The organism is Acutalibacter sp. LFL-21, from assembly GCF_025630755.1.
In the GTDB taxonomy this organism is placed as follows: domain Bacteria; phylum Bacillota; class Clostridia; order Oscillospirales; family Acutalibacteraceae; genus Acutalibacter; species Acutalibacter stercoravium.
On record NZ_JAOTNT010000003.1, the window covers coordinates 197,162 to 211,110 of the forward strand.

Annotated in this window: 18 protein-coding genes and 1 pseudogene; 16 read left to right on the plus strand and 3 right to left on the minus strand. The window is 48.6% G+C overall.

Annotation, left to right across the window (positions count from 1 at the left end; all coding sequences use genetic code 11):
* Positions 1–110 precede the first annotated feature (110 nt).
* The 6 genes from ODJ80_RS04885 (at position 111) to ODJ80_RS04910 (ending at position 4,433) form a co-directional block, all read left to right on the plus strand.
* Positions 111–848, plus strand: coding sequence for a hypothetical protein (locus ODJ80_RS04885; protein WP_263041153.1), 738 nt, complete (start codon positions 111–113; stop codon positions 846–848).
* A 472-nt stretch (positions 849–1,320) separates the two neighbouring features.
* Positions 1,321–1,953, plus strand: coding sequence for a hypothetical protein (locus ODJ80_RS04890; RefSeq protein ID WP_263041268.1), 633 nt, complete (start codon positions 1,321–1,323; stop codon positions 1,951–1,953).
* A 12-nt stretch (positions 1,954–1,965) separates the two neighbouring features.
* Entirely contained in the window at positions 1,966–2,892 is a 927-nt protein-coding gene (locus tag ODJ80_RS04895) for a DUF4316 domain-containing protein (RefSeq protein WP_263041154.1), read from the plus strand.
* A 3-nt stretch (positions 2,893–2,895) separates the two neighbouring features.
* A complete protein-coding gene (locus ODJ80_RS04900) occupies positions 2,896–3,600 on the plus strand; it encodes a hypothetical protein (RefSeq protein WP_263041155.1) in 705 nt (234 codons plus the stop codon).
* Positions 3,597–3,941 carry a MobC family plasmid mobilization relaxosome protein gene (locus ODJ80_RS04905; protein ID WP_263041156.1) on the plus strand — a complete coding sequence of 115 codons (345 nt, stop codon included), beginning with the start codon at positions 3,597–3,599 and terminating at the stop codon, positions 3,939–3,941. Before ODJ80_RS04900 ends, ODJ80_RS04905 begins: the two co-directional genes overlap by 4 nt.
* 90 nt (positions 3,942–4,031) lie before the next feature.
* Positions 4,032–4,433, plus strand: coding sequence for a hypothetical protein (locus ODJ80_RS04910; RefSeq protein WP_263041157.1), 402 nt, complete (start codon positions 4,032–4,034; stop codon positions 4,431–4,433).
* Positions 4,434–4,509: 76 nt separating this feature from the next.
* On the opposite strand, the pseudogene ODJ80_RS04915 reads toward ODJ80_RS04910, so the two are convergent.
* The 3 genes and pseudogenes from ODJ80_RS04915 to ODJ80_RS04925 all read right to left on the minus strand — a co-directional run.
* Positions 4,510–4,860: pseudogene (locus ODJ80_RS04915) on the minus strand (relaxase/mobilization nuclease domain-containing protein); the annotation flags it as partial.
* Positions 4,827–5,150: a plasmid mobilization protein gene (locus tag ODJ80_RS04920; protein ID WP_263041158.1), complete on the minus strand. Its 324-nt coding sequence runs from the start codon at positions 5,148–5,150 to the stop codon at positions 4,827–4,829. The pseudogene ODJ80_RS04915 and the gene ODJ80_RS04920, both read right to left, overlap by 34 nt.
* 259 nt (positions 5,151–5,409) lie before the next feature.
* Entirely contained in the window at positions 5,410–5,781 is a 372-nt protein-coding gene (locus ODJ80_RS04925; RefSeq protein ID WP_263041159.1) for a helix-turn-helix transcriptional regulator, read from the minus strand.
* A gap of 198 nt (positions 5,782–5,979) precedes the next feature.
* Between ODJ80_RS04925 and ODJ80_RS04930 the strand changes: the two genes are divergently transcribed.
* The 10 genes from ODJ80_RS04930 (at position 5,980) to ODJ80_RS04975 (ending at position 13,909) form a co-directional block, all read left to right on the plus strand.
* Positions 5,980–6,846 (plus strand): AraC family transcriptional regulator, encoded by an 867-nt coding sequence (locus tag ODJ80_RS04930; RefSeq protein ID WP_263041160.1) that lies wholly within the window; start codon positions 5,980–5,982, stop codon positions 6,844–6,846.
* A 1-nt stretch (position 6,847) separates the two neighbouring features.
* Positions 6,848–7,303, plus strand: a complete 456-nt coding sequence (locus tag ODJ80_RS04935; protein ID WP_263041161.1) for a GyrI-like domain-containing protein — start codon at positions 6,848–6,850, stop codon at positions 7,301–7,303.
* Between the two features lie 5 nt (positions 7,304–7,308).
* On the plus strand, positions 7,309–8,259 hold the full coding sequence (locus ODJ80_RS04940; protein ID WP_263041162.1) for an ABC transporter ATP-binding protein: 951 nt from the start codon (positions 7,309–7,311) through the stop codon (positions 8,257–8,259).
* Positions 8,256–9,011: an ABC transporter permease gene (locus tag ODJ80_RS04945; RefSeq protein WP_263041163.1), complete on the plus strand. Its 756-nt coding sequence runs from the start codon at positions 8,256–8,258 to the stop codon at positions 9,009–9,011. Before ODJ80_RS04940 ends, ODJ80_RS04945 begins: the two co-directional genes overlap by 4 nt.
* 466 nt (positions 9,012–9,477) lie before the next feature.
* Positions 9,478–9,912 carry an RNA polymerase sigma factor gene (locus tag ODJ80_RS04950; RefSeq protein ID WP_263041164.1) on the plus strand — a complete coding sequence of 145 codons (435 nt, stop codon included), beginning with the start codon at positions 9,478–9,480 and terminating at the stop codon, positions 9,910–9,912.
* Complete coding sequence (locus ODJ80_RS04955) at positions 9,909–10,124, plus strand: helix-turn-helix domain-containing protein (RefSeq protein WP_263041165.1); 216 nt, start codon at positions 9,909–9,911, stop codon at positions 10,122–10,124. The genes ODJ80_RS04950 and ODJ80_RS04955 overlap by 4 nt, the downstream gene beginning before the upstream one ends.
* A gap of 203 nt (positions 10,125–10,327) precedes the next feature.
* Entirely contained in the window at positions 10,328–11,719 is a 1,392-nt protein-coding gene (locus tag ODJ80_RS04960; protein WP_263041166.1) for a relaxase/mobilization nuclease domain-containing protein, read from the plus strand.
* A gap of 78 nt (positions 11,720–11,797) precedes the next feature.
* Positions 11,798–11,992, plus strand: coding sequence for a helix-turn-helix domain-containing protein (locus ODJ80_RS04965; protein ID WP_263041167.1), 195 nt, complete (start codon positions 11,798–11,800; stop codon positions 11,990–11,992).
* Complete coding sequence (locus tag ODJ80_RS04970) at positions 11,982–12,683, plus strand: response regulator transcription factor (RefSeq protein WP_263041168.1); 702 nt, start codon at positions 11,982–11,984, stop codon at positions 12,681–12,683. Before ODJ80_RS04965 ends, ODJ80_RS04970 begins: the two co-directional genes overlap by 11 nt.
* Positions 12,680–13,909, plus strand: coding sequence for a sensor histidine kinase (locus ODJ80_RS04975; protein ID WP_263041169.1), 1,230 nt, complete (start codon positions 12,680–12,682; stop codon positions 13,907–13,909). The genes ODJ80_RS04970 and ODJ80_RS04975 overlap by 4 nt, the downstream gene beginning before the upstream one ends.
* Positions 13,910–13,949: the final 40 nt, after the last annotated feature.

Sequence of the window (13,949 nt, forward strand, 5' to 3'; positions counted from 1 at the left end):
GGAGGGATGTGTATTTGAAGATTGCGCGTGTATTTCCACGCCGTACAAAAGCAACGCCGGATGATCCTCTGGCATTTACCGGACCGCCGCCAAAGGGCGGCCTGCCGGATATGGAAGAAGTGCATGTTTCTGTGGCCTTTACCTATGACATGGAGAAGGCGTGCCAGCTTGCCGAACAGTGGATGAAGCTGGGAGTTCCTGTCCACATGGGCGGCCCCGCCTTCAATATGCCTGGCGATGACTTCGTGCCGGGGATGTATCTGAAAAAGGGCTATGTTATCACTTCAAGGGGCTGTCCCAACCGCTGCTGGTTCTGTTCCGTCCCCCGGCGGGAAGGCGGAAGGCTTCGGGAGCTGCCGATCACCGAAGGAAATATTGTGCTGGATGATAACCTTCTGGCCTGCTCCCGGCAACATATTGAAGCGGTATTTGAAATGCTGGGCAGACAGAAAGATCGTCCAATCTTTACGGGCGGGCTGGAGGCCCGCCTTCTTCGTCCCTGGCATGTGGATCTCCTGCGGGAATCCAGGACACAGCGCATGTATTTTGCCTATGATACCCCGGATGACTATGAGCCGCTTGTGGAGGCCGGACGACTTTTGCAGGCTGGAGGGTTTGAGAGAAAATCGCATAAAGCCTGCTGTTATGTCCTGATCGGCTATCGGGGCGATACCATGGAGGCGGCAGAAAAGCGCCTGCGGGATGCCTGGAAAGCCGGGTTTATTCCCTATGCCATGCTCTACCGGGATGAAAAAGGCATTGTAGACAGTGAATGGAGAAAATTTCAGCGGCTTTGGGTCCGTCCAGCCATTGTAATGAGCCAACTGAAAGAAACTGACGGGAGGTGATGATACGGAGAAGCAGAAACTTGAAGTCGTGCCGATAGTCCCCGCAATGATGAAGCTGGATGTGACGGTGCAGGCTTTTGATATGCAGGATATTTCAAACCGGCGATTTATGTATAATCCCAAGACCGGTATTCTGGTTTTGGGCCAGCAGTACGGGAAAACAAGAGGGTTGCCCGGCAGCCATGCCGATGATCTGGCCCAAGCCGGAATCAGAAGTGGCTTTGATGATTTTGTGCGCGGTTGGGTGGGTACTGGAAAGAGCTACCCCGCGGGAGTCATTCATTTTGCCCCGAATGTGGACGCCCAAAACATTTTTCTGTTCAATCGGGCGTTTGACACATTAGAAATGTTTCAGCGCAACGGCGCGCTTCCCGATACAGTGGTCCGGGGATTTGGCAGACAGTGGGAACAGGCGCTTTACGAAGCCCTTTCCCTGACGCATAACAAGACGATTTCAAATCAGGAGGAATCTATGGAAATTCAGAATATCACGGTGGAAGATCTTCGCCGTATGGAGGATAAAGAAGGGCTTATCCTGCAGGGATGCGGCGGTGAGCCTGGCGAGTGGGTCAAAGGGATCAATGACCTGCTGACACAGGATGGGATTCTTTTAGAGGGAACCACTTTTACCCATGTGAGCGTTTTCCAAAATGAGGGCCTTACCTGTCTGCTGTTCCCTTTTGAGGATGTCAAGCTGGATATAGGGAAACTTGCTATGTGGCGTCTGCAAACCCATGATACCTTCGGCGGCACCTGGCTGTCCGATTATATCGACAACCGCCTGGGCCATGAACCGGCGCAGGAAGTGCCAGAAAAGCCGGATTGCCCGCTGATCGGCCAGGACGGGAATATTTTCAACCTGGTAGGTATTGCTTCCCGCACTCTGAAATCCCATGGGATGCCCGACCAGGCGAAGGAAATGGCAGACCGGGTATTTTCCTGTGACAGCTATCATAAAGCACTTTGCATTATAGGGGAATACGTCAACATCACTTCGGCTGACCGGGAGGTCGAGCGGCCTCATTCTATCCGGCAGCAGCTTAAAAATGGTAAAGCCACGGAAACGGCTGCCCCTAAAAAGGCGGCAAAGGAGCCGGAACGATAAGGAGGATGCGAAATGGAACATGTATATGGAGTTTGGGCGGTAAGAAGTGCCGCTTCTATGTTCGGCCATGCGGAAGCATGGTGCAAAGAAGATGGCCGCCCTCTGGAATTTGAATCCCTGGAGGCGGCCCAGGCTTATGCCCTGGAATTGAACCGTAAGGCAACGGTCAATGTCCGTTACTTTGTCAAAGAGAAAGAACCGGAACCAAATGCTGTAAGGGTTCCGCCCTCTCAGCCGGATATGGAAGCTGTCGGTCCGGTGGACCGTGTGCCGAGAAATGAGGTGGCAGAAAAACATAATGAGATCCCCGGCAGGCAGATGGCGCCAGAGGCGGACCCGGTTGTGGAGATCCGTTCTGCGGTACACAGCAACTATGCCAATATGGTCGCCATGCTTGCCGCTGACAATAAGGTATATCTTGGCCGGGAGGAACGCTATTCCTTTACCCCAGGCCAGCCGGGAAGCTATGATAACCGGGACGGCTCTTTATGCTTTGTGAGCGATATGCCGGAAATGTATTATTTCCTCTATGGGGAAGGCTGGTCGCACTCACAGGAAGAAATGCTGGACCGGGGGCTGACGATGGATCAGTATATGGAATTTGCCCGCCTGCGGGAAGGTGTTCTGCAGCAATTCACCCCGCGCCGGGAAATCCTGTTTGCGGGACAGCCCTTTCAGGCGCCGGAAAACTATCTTCGCAATGCGGAGCTGGACCTGGAGGGCGAAAAGGGCAACTACAACATGATTGACGGCATTGTGAATAACGACCCGCCAATTCGGGCCGACCTTACCGATGGGCAGACCCATGAAGAAGTCAAGGAGCTGGCTCCGGAAACGCTGCCGAATGAGAAGCCTTCGATCATGGAAAAGCTGCGGGCAGACCGTGTGGAGCACGAGGCCCATGGTTTTCAGCCTTCCCCGCCGGAAAGGGGGCTTTAATGCTTGAAGCTGAAATTTGAAAATGTGGATGTGGAACAATGCCTGCGCTCTGTGATGGAGCGGAACACAAAGCATTATCAATCCGATTTTGAATTTGATGTGGGCAGCATGGAGCGTATCGCTCAAACAAAGCACCCGGAGCGCACCCCTCTGTACTGGATGTCCCGCCCTTCCGGTACATGGTGCTTTCGGGAGCGGGATGTTTTTATCCGGGATTCCGATGCGTTTTACACCTGGCAATTTTACAAAGATACCCGTGATACGATCCTTGCGTACACGGTGGAGATCACCGGCATGGAAGGCGCTGCAATCAAGGGAAATCTCTATACGCAGGATTACAGGGCTATGGCGGAGCATATTGAACGGACCGCCCTTCCCGCTGCGTCCGTGACCGTCCAGTTTGAAGGCCAGAGCGAGCCAATGGAATTTCGCTATGCGTATTACCATGAGCATAAGCTGTCCCTTCACGCCCAATTTGGCAAAGCCGAGAAATTCCGGCTGGAGCCGGCTGTTCCGGGCCTGCTGCGCGGGATTCTGGCAAGCGAACAGGAATACCGGCATAACTTTATACCCGGCGTGTTTGAAAATCACCTGGATCAAATGATTGCGGCAGAAAAGCGTTCTGTCACCCACTTTCTGAAAGAGGCCGCCGCAAATGCTCCGCGCCCGGCTCATAACAAAAAGACAAAGGAACAGCCCCAGCGATGAAGGCCCCAAAAGAAAAACGCAGCGCCCAGATTCACATTTTGATTTCCGAAAAGGAAATGGATAAGATCAGGGAACGCATGGCGCAGACCGGTATCACGAATACTTCTGCCTTTATCCGTAAAATGGCGATTGACGGATATGTGATTAACCTGGATCTGTCCGAAGTCCGGGAGCTGACCCGGCTGCTGCGTATCTGCTCCAACAATCTGAACCAGTACGCACGGAAGGCCCATGAAACCGGAAGTATCTATGGGGCGGATATTGCAGATCTGCAATCCCGCATGGATGGGCTATGGGAAATTGTAAAAAAGCTGCTGACGGAATTTACAAACATTCCATGAACATTCAAAAAAGCGGTTGCTTTCCTGTACCCCGGAGCGGTAGAATTTTCATAGAAGGAGAAACCTGTTTTTGAGAAGGGAGGCTATCGTATGGGCGCTGCTTTACTGGCCGTTGGCATAGAATTGTTGATCGGTATTGGAATTGGACTGATTGTGACGGTGATTGGGCTGTTTTTTGGAAACATCATTGTTTTTGACAGCATTGCGCTGGCAATCCTGGCGGGATTTCTTTCCCACGGGCTTTTAGGCGTTCATCCTGCACTGGCGGTTGTGGTTGGCATTGCTGTCCTGCTGGGGCTTCTCCTGCTTCACCGCACCCGCCCCGGCTTCTGGCTGATCGGTGGAGCTCTGTCCGTTGTATGGGGATTTATTTTTGCTACCATGGCCTATGAGTTTTCCGGCAAGGATATGGTGTGGACCTATGTGGTATGGGCGCTGGGGGCGGTAATGGTCTTTGCCCTTCACCTGCGGGCACGGTATAAAATTGCATAAGGTAAGGATTTGGCCCGCCGATCAACCGGCGGGCCGCTTTTTTTACGCCTAAATGTAAGGAGCCAATGCACAGGTTATCCACGGCACAAAAAATGATGTGGTTATGCAGGTGGCCCTTGTCTATGTGGGTAGTCAGCACATAGGGGTACTTCCCTTGCAGCACTTCGTCGGCAAGCTGCCGCCCGATCTCATGGGCCTGCTCCGGCGTAGTTTCGCCCGGTTCAAACGCTTGTATCAAATGGTGGGCCAGATTGTTGCCTTTCTTGAACGCCTGATCTAACAGCATTTGAAATTCAATATCCGCCGTTTCATAGGAACAGCCAAAGGACGATACCAGCATTTTATCGTCCGTCTTGTCCGGGTTTTCGATGTAGTCAAGGGCCGCTTTCAAGTTTACCTTGATAGGATGGATCTTTGTAACTGCCATATCTGTGCAAGCGCCCCCTTGATGTCCTCAACGTCCTGCGCGTACACAGCCCCGGTACTGTTGATACGCCGCGCAATCTGATTGACGTTGACGCCGATTTTTTGCAGCTCCGCAGTCTGCGCCCGGATGTCGCTGGTGTCCATGTGGATGATATACCCGTCAATCAGCATTTTCCGGGCATAGGCCGAGAAATTCTTTGTGCCGAGCTGGGCCATTTTCTGCTGGATCAAGGCCCGTTCTTCCGGCGTTACCGGGACGCGCAGCACGATTTGACGCTTTCGGTTTGCCATTGCGTTTCACGCTCCTTTCCGGCAAAGGGGTTTGGGGATTTCCCCAACAAGCAAAACGGACGGCCCGCAGGGGCGGGACGGTGCGTTTTTCGGAAGTGTGGCTACACTTCCTATGCTTGCTGTTTTTGTTCTTCTCCGCTATAAGTACATTCGGAAAGCTCCAAACTACCCGCAAAACAGGGACTTCCCCGGAAAAAAGTGCAAAAAAATAAAGGACGCTTCCGCGTCCCCGCAAACAGAAGAAAACAGAGGATGGTTTTCAGGCATCCCCCGTTTCTTTCTTCTTTGGCTGTTCAATTTTAATAGCCCCGTCAATCGCGCCCTCGATGATCGGCAGGTATTCTTCGGGACACAGTTTCAGCTTGTGACCGACCCGCTGGCGCTGCTCACTTTCCGAACGCAGCACTTCGGGATTGAAATACCGTTCCACAGGAAGCCCGCAGGTCTTGATAAGCTGGATCACGACCGGGAGGCTGGGGATCGTCCCTTTATTCTCAATGTTGGCGAGATACCGCCACTCAATACCTACCATTTCCGCCAGCGCCTTACGCGCCAGACGCCGGGCTTTCGGCGCAGCTTTTACATCTGCGCCGAAAGTTTCAAAGCCGGGGCAATCTTCTACTTTCGCCATATAACATCACCCATTTACATTGTATAATTCATATTTGTCCAATGTAATGTTGCTATATGCAGGTGGATTAAACTTTATAATTCATGTTCCTCTTGAAAAGAAAAAAATAATACGCTATCGTTAGTTTACCAAAGTGAGCAGAAACGGCGAGGAATATAATTTTTCTTTGCTGTATGCTATATGCAAGGAGGTCAAGAAATGGAATGGTTAAACAATCTAAGTAAGGCCATTGAATACATTGAAAATCACTTAGATCAGGAAATATCGTTTGACGAGGTTGCCCGGATTGCGTGTTGCTCAACATATTACTTTCAGCGGATTTTCTCTTATGTTGCCGGTATATCGTTGGCAGAATATATCCGCAGGCGCAGAATGACACAAGCGGCCTTTGAATTACAAGGGACAGATAAAAGGGTGCTGGATATTGCTTTGAAATATGGGTATGCTTCACCGACTTCTTTTAATAGAGCGTTTCAATCTGTACATGGGATTTCTCCAATCGCAGCCAAGGAGAAAGGGGCAATTCTAAACGCTTACCCGCCAATTCGATTTTCCGTAAAAGTTTCAGGAGGGAGTGCTATGTCCTATCACATAATAGAGAAGCCTGCTTTTCGCATTGTCGGCATCCGCATGAAATTAGTTGACGATATGGAAGAAAACCAGAAAAATGTACCTCTTTTCTGGGAACACACCTTGAATGATAGCAGTTTTTCCGATTTGTGTACACTAAACAATGCTGTGCCAAATGGGATTTTAGGTATCAGCGTATATGAAAACCCCCAAAATATCTTTTACTATATCGCAGCATCCAGCAGCAGTAAGGCGCCTGATGGAATGTGCGAATATGAAATCCCTGCATCAACATGGGTGGTCTTTGAAAACGACGGATATTTCAAAGAAAATGTCCAATCAGTATTCAAAAGATTTTATACGGAATGGCTGCCTTTTTCGGGATATGAGTATGCGGGCTTGCCGGACATCGAAGTATATCCAATCCAAAACAAAACAATCCAGTGCGGTCATTCCGAAGTGTGGATCGCTGTGAAAAAAGAAAAGGAGAATTAACATGGAATACCAAATTGAGATCAGAGAAATAGAGCCTGTGCGTGTGGCTTATATCAAGTACAAGGGTTTTGCCCCCGAAGCAAACAAAGTGTTTCCCAATGTGTTCAAGTCGATCCGCGGGCAAACAAACGGAGCGCCGTTTTTCAGCTATTTGTCAATGAACCCTGAAACAAAGATAGGCGATATGGAACTCTGTGTGCCGACGGAGGCCACCCCTGCGGGAAATGGCATTGAAGTAAAAGAGCTGCCCCGGATAAAGGCTGTGTGTGTCACACACATTGGCTCCTATGAAACGCTGACATCCGCTTATGCTGCGATTGACGGTTATGCGGAGGAAAACAAGTTGAAGCTGTGTCCGCCTTTCCGGGAAGTTTTCATTAAAGGCCCCGGAATGTTTTTGAAAGGAAATCCAGACAAGTATATCACGGAAATTCAATTTCCCATTCAGGAGAACTAAGTACCATGTACGCTATTGAAGTAAGCAAAGCGGTAAAAAAATATAAGAATGGTGTGCAGGCGTTAGATCAGCTCAGTCTATCAGTCAAGGAAGGACAGATTTTTTCATTGCTGGGGCAGAACGGAGCAGGCAAATCAACACTCATTTGCATACTGACAACATATCTGCGGCCCACGGCTGGCGAGATCACCATGCTCGGAAAGGATGTTTATACCGAAGCGGCGGCAATCCGTTCTGAAATCGCCTGTGTATCACAGCATATTTCCATTGATACCTACCTTTCTTTAGAGGAAAACATGATGTTTCAGAGCCGCTTATATAAAATCCCGAAAATAGATGCACAGAAGCGCATGGAAAAGCTGATTGCAGATTTTGATTTGGGTAAATACCGAAAATATCCTGTATCTTCTTATTCTGGCGGTGTAAAGCGCCGTTTGGATATAGCGCTAAACATGATGTCCAATCCGCGTATCTTATTTTTGGATGAACCTACTGTCGGCATGGATATTCAGTCACGCATGGCAATGTGGGATATGATGAAAAAAATTCGGAGCGATTTTGGAACAACAATCTTTCTAACAACGCATTATTTGGAGGAAGCAGATCAGCTAAGTGATGCTATCTGCATTATGAAAGACGGGAAAGAAGTCATACAGGGCAGCCCGGACACCTTAAAATCGGTGCTTCGGCAAAATGTTATTCAAGTAAAATTTGCGACCAACGAGGACGCCCAAAAATACCTTCCCCTTTTACAGCAGCGGCAATCTTCTCAAACATTCTCTGTGCGAAACGCCTCTGTCCTATGTAACTCAAATGATGATCGTTCCGATATGCTGGATTTAATGACTTTCCTTTTGGAGCATCACATTCCGCTGATTGGAGTTGAAATTGTGCAGCCCACATTGGAAGATGTGTTTATTCGGCTGACACAGGATGGACGGGAGGGTTGTGCATGAGTGTTTTTACAATTTTACAGCGAAATGTCAAATGGCGGTTTCATAATTCTTTTACTATTGTTGTGACGATTTTGCAGCCGATCCTTTGGCTGGTTCTTTATAGTGCGGTTGCCTCTCAAACCATGCAGGGAACAGAGATTAGCAATTATACAGGCTTTATTTTACCCGGCCTTATTGTATTGGTGAGTTTTTCCGCTTGTAGCAGCGGTGGAATAATGAACTACATGATGAAAGCGGACGGCAGCTTTTACCGTATTTTGATTGCCCCTGTCCGTCGATCTTCCATTGTTTTGGGACAGCTTTTAGAAGCAGTGCTATGTACATTCATTGAAGTTTTCATTATGGGAGCTATCAGCCTTTTATTTTCCGTAGAATTTTCTGCTGGTATTTGGACATTTCTACTGGCTATCTTGCTGGTGTTTTTGGCAGCATTCTTTATATCAGGAATGGCGTATGGAATTAGCCTCATTCTCCCTAACGAAGTTGTTTACGAAACGGTGATGAACGCAATCGTGCTGCCTCTATTCTTTCTTAGTACGGCACTATTTCCGGCAAAGGGTATTGATGGAATTTTGAGGGTGATCGTTAATCTCAATCCTTTTACCCACATTATCAATGCGCTGCGTTCTCTATTGCTGGATGGAACTATTGTAGCCAGTGAAATGCTTTTCGTAATTATCCTGTTTGTAGCAATGGGAAGTATCAGCTTCGGCTGGGCTATACATCGCTTAAATCGTGAAACAGCCTTATAAATGATTGGAATAGGTTCGTGCTGCCGGACGACGGCAAAAGAAAAAAAGCCGTCGTGCAGCAGCCATTTTCCCATGCCTGATTACATTACGGCGGCTTTGATAAAATCAAGGCCGCCGTTCTCTTTGCCCCTCATATTGACGACGCCCTGACGCTGGCGGGATCGGCGGCCCACGGAGGGAGCCGCCATGAAGCAAAGAGCGTTTCGACAAATTAAGACAGGCTATGTACTGTCAAAAAAAGCCCGTCCCCGGCAGCGGGAACAAGCGGCCATGAGTATGTACTATACCGTGTAAATCAACTGCATATCGCTTCTGCTTTCGCCCGGTGGGTCTGCGACCTGCCGGGCGAGATTTGTTGTTTCCTGCGGTTCCCCAGTGCGGGCCGGGGCCGCCACATTGCTGCCGGTGAAAGGAGTGGTTTAAGCAGCTTTATCTTCTCATTCTCCCGCAGATCGGGGGTGAGAAGATGAACGAATACACCTTTGACTATGTGGAACGGAACCGGCTGGACGCTTTCTGCAAAACTGTTCTTCGCAACGAGGCCATCAACTACCTGTCGGAACTGGCCCGCCGCCGTGACCGGGAAAAGCCGCTGGACACCTTGCCGCAGGCGGAAATGGACAAGCTCTATGCGTTGGACGAGTACCCCAGCGACAGCTTTGTGTTCTCGGCCTTTGGTTATGCCCTACATATCCGGGACGAGCTGGTGGCCGGGGCCTTTGCCAGCCTGCCGGAGCAGGAGCAGCAGATTTTAATTCTGCGCTTCGTTGCGGCTATGGCGGACGGCGAGATCGGCGGCCTTGTGGGGATGTCCCGCAGCGCCGTCCAGCGCCACCGCACAAAGACTTTGAACGAACTGCGGCAAAGGTTGGAGAATAACGGAGGGAGGAACGCGAAATGAAGCAGCCCACATTCCACGGCAGGGTGCTTCTGCCCCTGTCTGTATTTGCTGACGCACGCGCCGGTGATCCGCTGGCAATGGAGCGCATCTTGCGGTACTATGACGGCTACATGAATAAGCTGTGTATCTTCACGCTTCGTCACCTCTTTTCCGGCCTGTATTTTGCGTACTTCTGCAACGGCCTTGCGTGCATTATACGGAATTGTTCTTGAAATTTGTAGGACGCTCATTAACCAAACCGGCACAGATCGTTGACATATTTTTATCTGCATGGAATTTCATGCGTGTTTATTCCCTGCCACTAAAGATAGGTATTTTGCTGCTGCCGCTTGGTATTTTTTCAGCATGTAAGAATTTCTAAAGAAAAAATCTATTAAAGCATTTGCTTAAACGAATTTTTCAAAGGAGGTGGGTAATGGCTACCACAAGGCTGATGCCCTTGCATATCGGAGAGGGCCGCTCCTTCTCTACCGCAATCGAGGACATCATTGATTATGTAGAAAATCCAGAGAAAACCGACTATGGGAAACTGATTTATGGATTTGAGTGTGATACCCGCACAGCGGATGCGGAATTTACCTTAGCCAAGCGGCAATATATCAACCAGACTGGCAGAGTCCGGGGCGCAGATGATGTGATTGCCTATCACTTCCGGCAGGCGTTTAAGCCAGGTGAAGTGACGCCAGAGGAAGCCAATCAGATCGGCCAGGATCTTGCTATGAGGCTGACGAAGGGAAACAACGCTTTTATCGTCTGCACACACATAGACAAGCACCATGTCCATAATCACATCATCGTGAGTGCGGTAAATCTGGAATGTAACAGGAAATTCCGTAACTTCTGGGGTTCTTCCTGGGCTTTGCGCCGGATCAACGATAAGCTGTGTCTGGAGCATGGTCTTTCTATTGTGGAAGATCCGAAGCCCAGCCGCGGCCATTATGGGAAATGGCTGGGTGATGGAAACAAACCTCTTTCCTTTCAGAATCAAATCCGACAGGCCATTGACGCCGCCCTAGAGCAGCACCCCTCTACCTTTGATGATTTCCTGAAAATTCTGGAAGCGTCCGGTATAGAAGTCACCCGGCGTGGGAAATCTGTCAACTTTCGTGTTCCAGGGCAAAAGAGCCGAACCCGCTGCAATACGCTAAAAGGAGATTATACTGAACAGGCAATACGGGAAAGGATTGCCGGAACCTATATTCCCTCTGTTCAGCCCAAACGGTCCAGTTCTTCGGTGAGGATGCTGATTGATATTGACGCCGCAATGCGGGCCGGTAAAGGCGCAGGGTATGAGCGTTGGGCCAAAGTGTTCAATGTGAAGCAGCTTGCGAAAGCTGTGGCTTACTTGAAGGAGCATGGGGATATGAGCTATGAGGACCTTCAAGCAAAGTCCCAGGCCATGACTTCCCGGTTTAATGAGCTTTCCACGCAGATCAAGGATATGGAGAGCCGTTTATCTCAAAATGGAGAATTGCAGAAACAGATCGTCAACTACTCTAAGACGAGAACTGTCTACATTGAGTATCGAAAAGCCGGTTACAGCAAAAAGTTCCGGGCCGAGCATGAGGCCGACATCCTGATCCACCAGGCAGCAAAGAAATACTTTGACAGCCTGGGTGTGGGGAAGCTGCCTACCATAAAAGCTCTGCGGGAAGAATATGCCGAAGTGCTGGAGGCCAAGAAAAAAGCCTATGCGGAATATAAGCAGGTACGGGAAGAAATGCGGGAGCTGCAGAATGTGAAGGCCAATATTGACTATCTGCTGGGGCCATCTGCGGAAAGAGCGCAGGAAAAGCAATCCAGATGATTTTGGGGCATACTTCTATTCTCCATAGCTTGTATTCTTCGAGAAAGCGAAGTATAATAAATGCTGGAGGTATGTACTATGGATTATATGACTTTAAGGGAAGCTGGCGAAAAATGGGGGATCTCTCCCCGGCAGATCAATAGCTATTGTTCTGATGGCCGTATTCCCGGAGCTGAAAAATTGGGACGGGTTTGGTTAATCCCGAAAGATGCAAAAAAGCCGATTGATGGCAGAACCAAACTTGGAAAGGAGCGCAAAGGGAATGGCGAATAATATTCTGCTGTTAGAAGATGACATGAGTTTAATAGATGGACTGCAATATTCTCTGAAAAAGAACGGTTATGCTGTTGAGGTTGCCCGTACTGTGTCAGAAGCAAAAAGATTGCTGCAGAACATCGACCAATATGATTTGCTGATTTTAGATGTTACCCTGCCGGATGGCACAGGTTTTGAAATATGCGAGATGGTCCGCAATAGGAACGAACAAATTCCGATCATTTTTCTTACTGCTTCCGATGAAGAAGTAAATGTCATTCGGGGCTTGGATTCCGGCGGGGATGACTATATTACGAAGCCTTTCAAACTTGGAGAATTGTGTTCCCGTATTCGGGCCTTACTGCGCCGCGCCGGAATTTCTAAGAGAGAAAAAAGATCGGAGATTGAATGTGGCGATATTTCCATAGATTTTTTGAGCAATCGAGTTCTGCTGAATGGGCAGCTACTTGATCTAACCAATGTAGAATACCGGCTGCTCTGTCTTTTGGTGCGGAACGCAAATCAAATTGTCACAAGAGAAATGATCCTGAATGAGCTGTGGGATGATAACGGTAACTTCGTGGATGATAATACCTTATCTGTATATATCCGGCGGCTCCGTGAGAAGGTTGAAACAGATCCCTCCCACCCCGAACATTTAATGACCGCCCGCGGGTTCGGGTATCAATGGAAAGAGGTGTCTGTATGAGTTTCCTTCAAGATAAACAGATACGCAGATATGTCATTTTTCTGGCGATCTTTGCGCTTGTGACTTTATGTGCGGGCGGTCTGTTTGTCATAGATCAGAGTGATGCTGTCAGAAGCAACTATCTTGCACATGATGAAGCTATTGCTTCTTCGCTTTTGGAACAAGGTGTTCCAAAAGACGCAATCGCCAATGCCCTGACAAGTACCGAAACAAGTCAAGGCGGAATCGAATTGCTTACGGAATTGGGAATTGAAAGCCAAGCGGCAGCTAATTCTCTGCCTTATCTTTCCCACTTTCAAAGGGACACGCTGATAACGGTATTGATTGGTTTGGCTGTTTTGCTTACTTTTCTTTTCGCCGGAACGCTTGTTTTCTTCCTGAGAAGGAAAAAGCTGTATCAGCAGGCCGCGAAAGTAATAGAGAACTATATCAATGGCGATTTTTCCTTTCATCTTCCACAAAACAGCGAGGGAGCAATTTTTTATATTTTTGCTTCTGTTGAGCAGCTTGCCACAATGCTTCAAGCCAAAAGTGATACAGACCATAAAGCAAAGGAATTTTTGAAAAGTACGATTTCTGATATATCCCATCAACTAAAAACACCATTGGCTGCCATTACAATGTATCAGGAGATTATTGCGGATGAACCGGAAAACCCGGAAACCGTAAAAGAGTTTTCAGAAAAGATCGGGGTATCTCTAAAGCGAATGGAAGAATTGATTCAATCCATGCTGAAAATTACCCGGCTGGACACAGGGAATATTGTTTTTGAAAAAAGAAATTGCCCTGTGACAGAATTGATCTCCCGTTCCATCAGTGAATTGACAGACCGGGCCAAAACGGAGAATAAGCAAATCATCCTGAAAGGCAATTCAGAGCAGACGGTCTTTTGTGATCTGGAATGGACGAGCGAAGCCATTGGAAACATTGTGAAAAACGCCTTAGATCACACAAAGCCGGGAGATACGATTCATATTTCATGGGAACGTACACCGGCGATACTTCGTATTTTTATCACTGACAGCGGCAGCGGGATTGCACCAGAAGATATACACCATATATTCAAACGCTTCTATCGGAGTAAACATTCCCTTGAAACACCGGGGATTGGCCTGGGGCTTCCGTTGGCAAAGTCGATTATCACCGGTCAAAACGGCCTGCTTTCCGTTCAGAGTGAGTTGAACGAAGGCACAACCTTCACAGTTTCCTTCCTTACTGAATCGTAAGATTAAATTCACCTGATTGTAAGCTGGCTTTGTTATCCTT

Bases quoted from the DNA above. Each gene is read 5' to 3' on its own strand.
- ODJ80_RS04950 (WP_263041164.1), top strand. From the start codon at position 9,478: ATGAACGAATACACCTTTGACTATGTGGAACGGAACCGGCTGGACGCT.
- ODJ80_RS04895 (WP_263041154.1), top strand. From the start codon at position 1,966: ATGGAACATGTATATGGAGTTTGGGCGGTAAGAAGTGCCGCTTCTATG.
- ODJ80_RS04955 (WP_263041165.1), top strand. From the start codon at position 9,909: ATGAAGCAGCCCACATTCCACGGCAGGGTGCTTCTGCCCCTGTCTGTA.
- ODJ80_RS04975 (WP_263041169.1), top strand. From the start codon at position 12,680: ATGAGTTTCCTTCAAGATAAACAGATACGCAGATATGTCATTTTTCTG.
- ODJ80_RS04885 (WP_263041153.1), top strand. From the start codon at position 111: ATGGAAGAAGTGCATGTTTCTGTGGCCTTTACCTATGACATGGAGAAG.
- ODJ80_RS04925 (WP_263041159.1), bottom strand. From the start codon at position 5,781: ATGGCGAAAGTAGAAGATTGCCCCGGCTTTGAAACTTTCGGCGCAGAT.
- ODJ80_RS04965 (WP_263041167.1), top strand. From the start codon at position 11,798: ATGGATTATATGACTTTAAGGGAAGCTGGCGAAAAATGGGGGATCTCT.
- ODJ80_RS04940 (WP_263041162.1), top strand. From the start codon at position 7,309: ATGTACGCTATTGAAGTAAGCAAAGCGGTAAAAAAATATAAGAATGGT.
- ODJ80_RS04935 (WP_263041161.1), top strand. From the start codon at position 6,848: ATGGAATACCAAATTGAGATCAGAGAAATAGAGCCTGTGCGTGTGGCT.
- ODJ80_RS04910 (WP_263041157.1), top strand. From the start codon at position 4,032: ATGGGCGCTGCTTTACTGGCCGTTGGCATAGAATTGTTGATCGGTATT.
- ODJ80_RS04890 (WP_263041268.1), top strand. From the start codon at position 1,321: ATGGAAATTCAGAATATCACGGTGGAAGATCTTCGCCGTATGGAGGAT.
- ODJ80_RS04960 (WP_263041166.1), top strand. From the start codon at position 10,328: ATGGCTACCACAAGGCTGATGCCCTTGCATATCGGAGAGGGCCGCTCC.
- ODJ80_RS04920 (WP_263041158.1), bottom strand. From the start codon at position 5,150: ATGGCAAACCGAAAGCGTCAAATCGTGCTGCGCGTCCCGGTAACGCCG.
- ODJ80_RS04930 (WP_263041160.1), top strand. From the start codon at position 5,980: ATGGAATGGTTAAACAATCTAAGTAAGGCCATTGAATACATTGAAAAT.
- ODJ80_RS04905 (WP_263041156.1), top strand. From the start codon at position 3,597: ATGAAGGCCCCAAAAGAAAAACGCAGCGCCCAGATTCACATTTTGATT.
- ODJ80_RS04970 (WP_263041168.1), top strand. From the start codon at position 11,982: ATGGCGAATAATATTCTGCTGTTAGAAGATGACATGAGTTTAATAGAT.
- ODJ80_RS04945 (WP_263041163.1), top strand. From the start codon at position 8,256: ATGAGTGTTTTTACAATTTTACAGCGAAATGTCAAATGGCGGTTTCAT.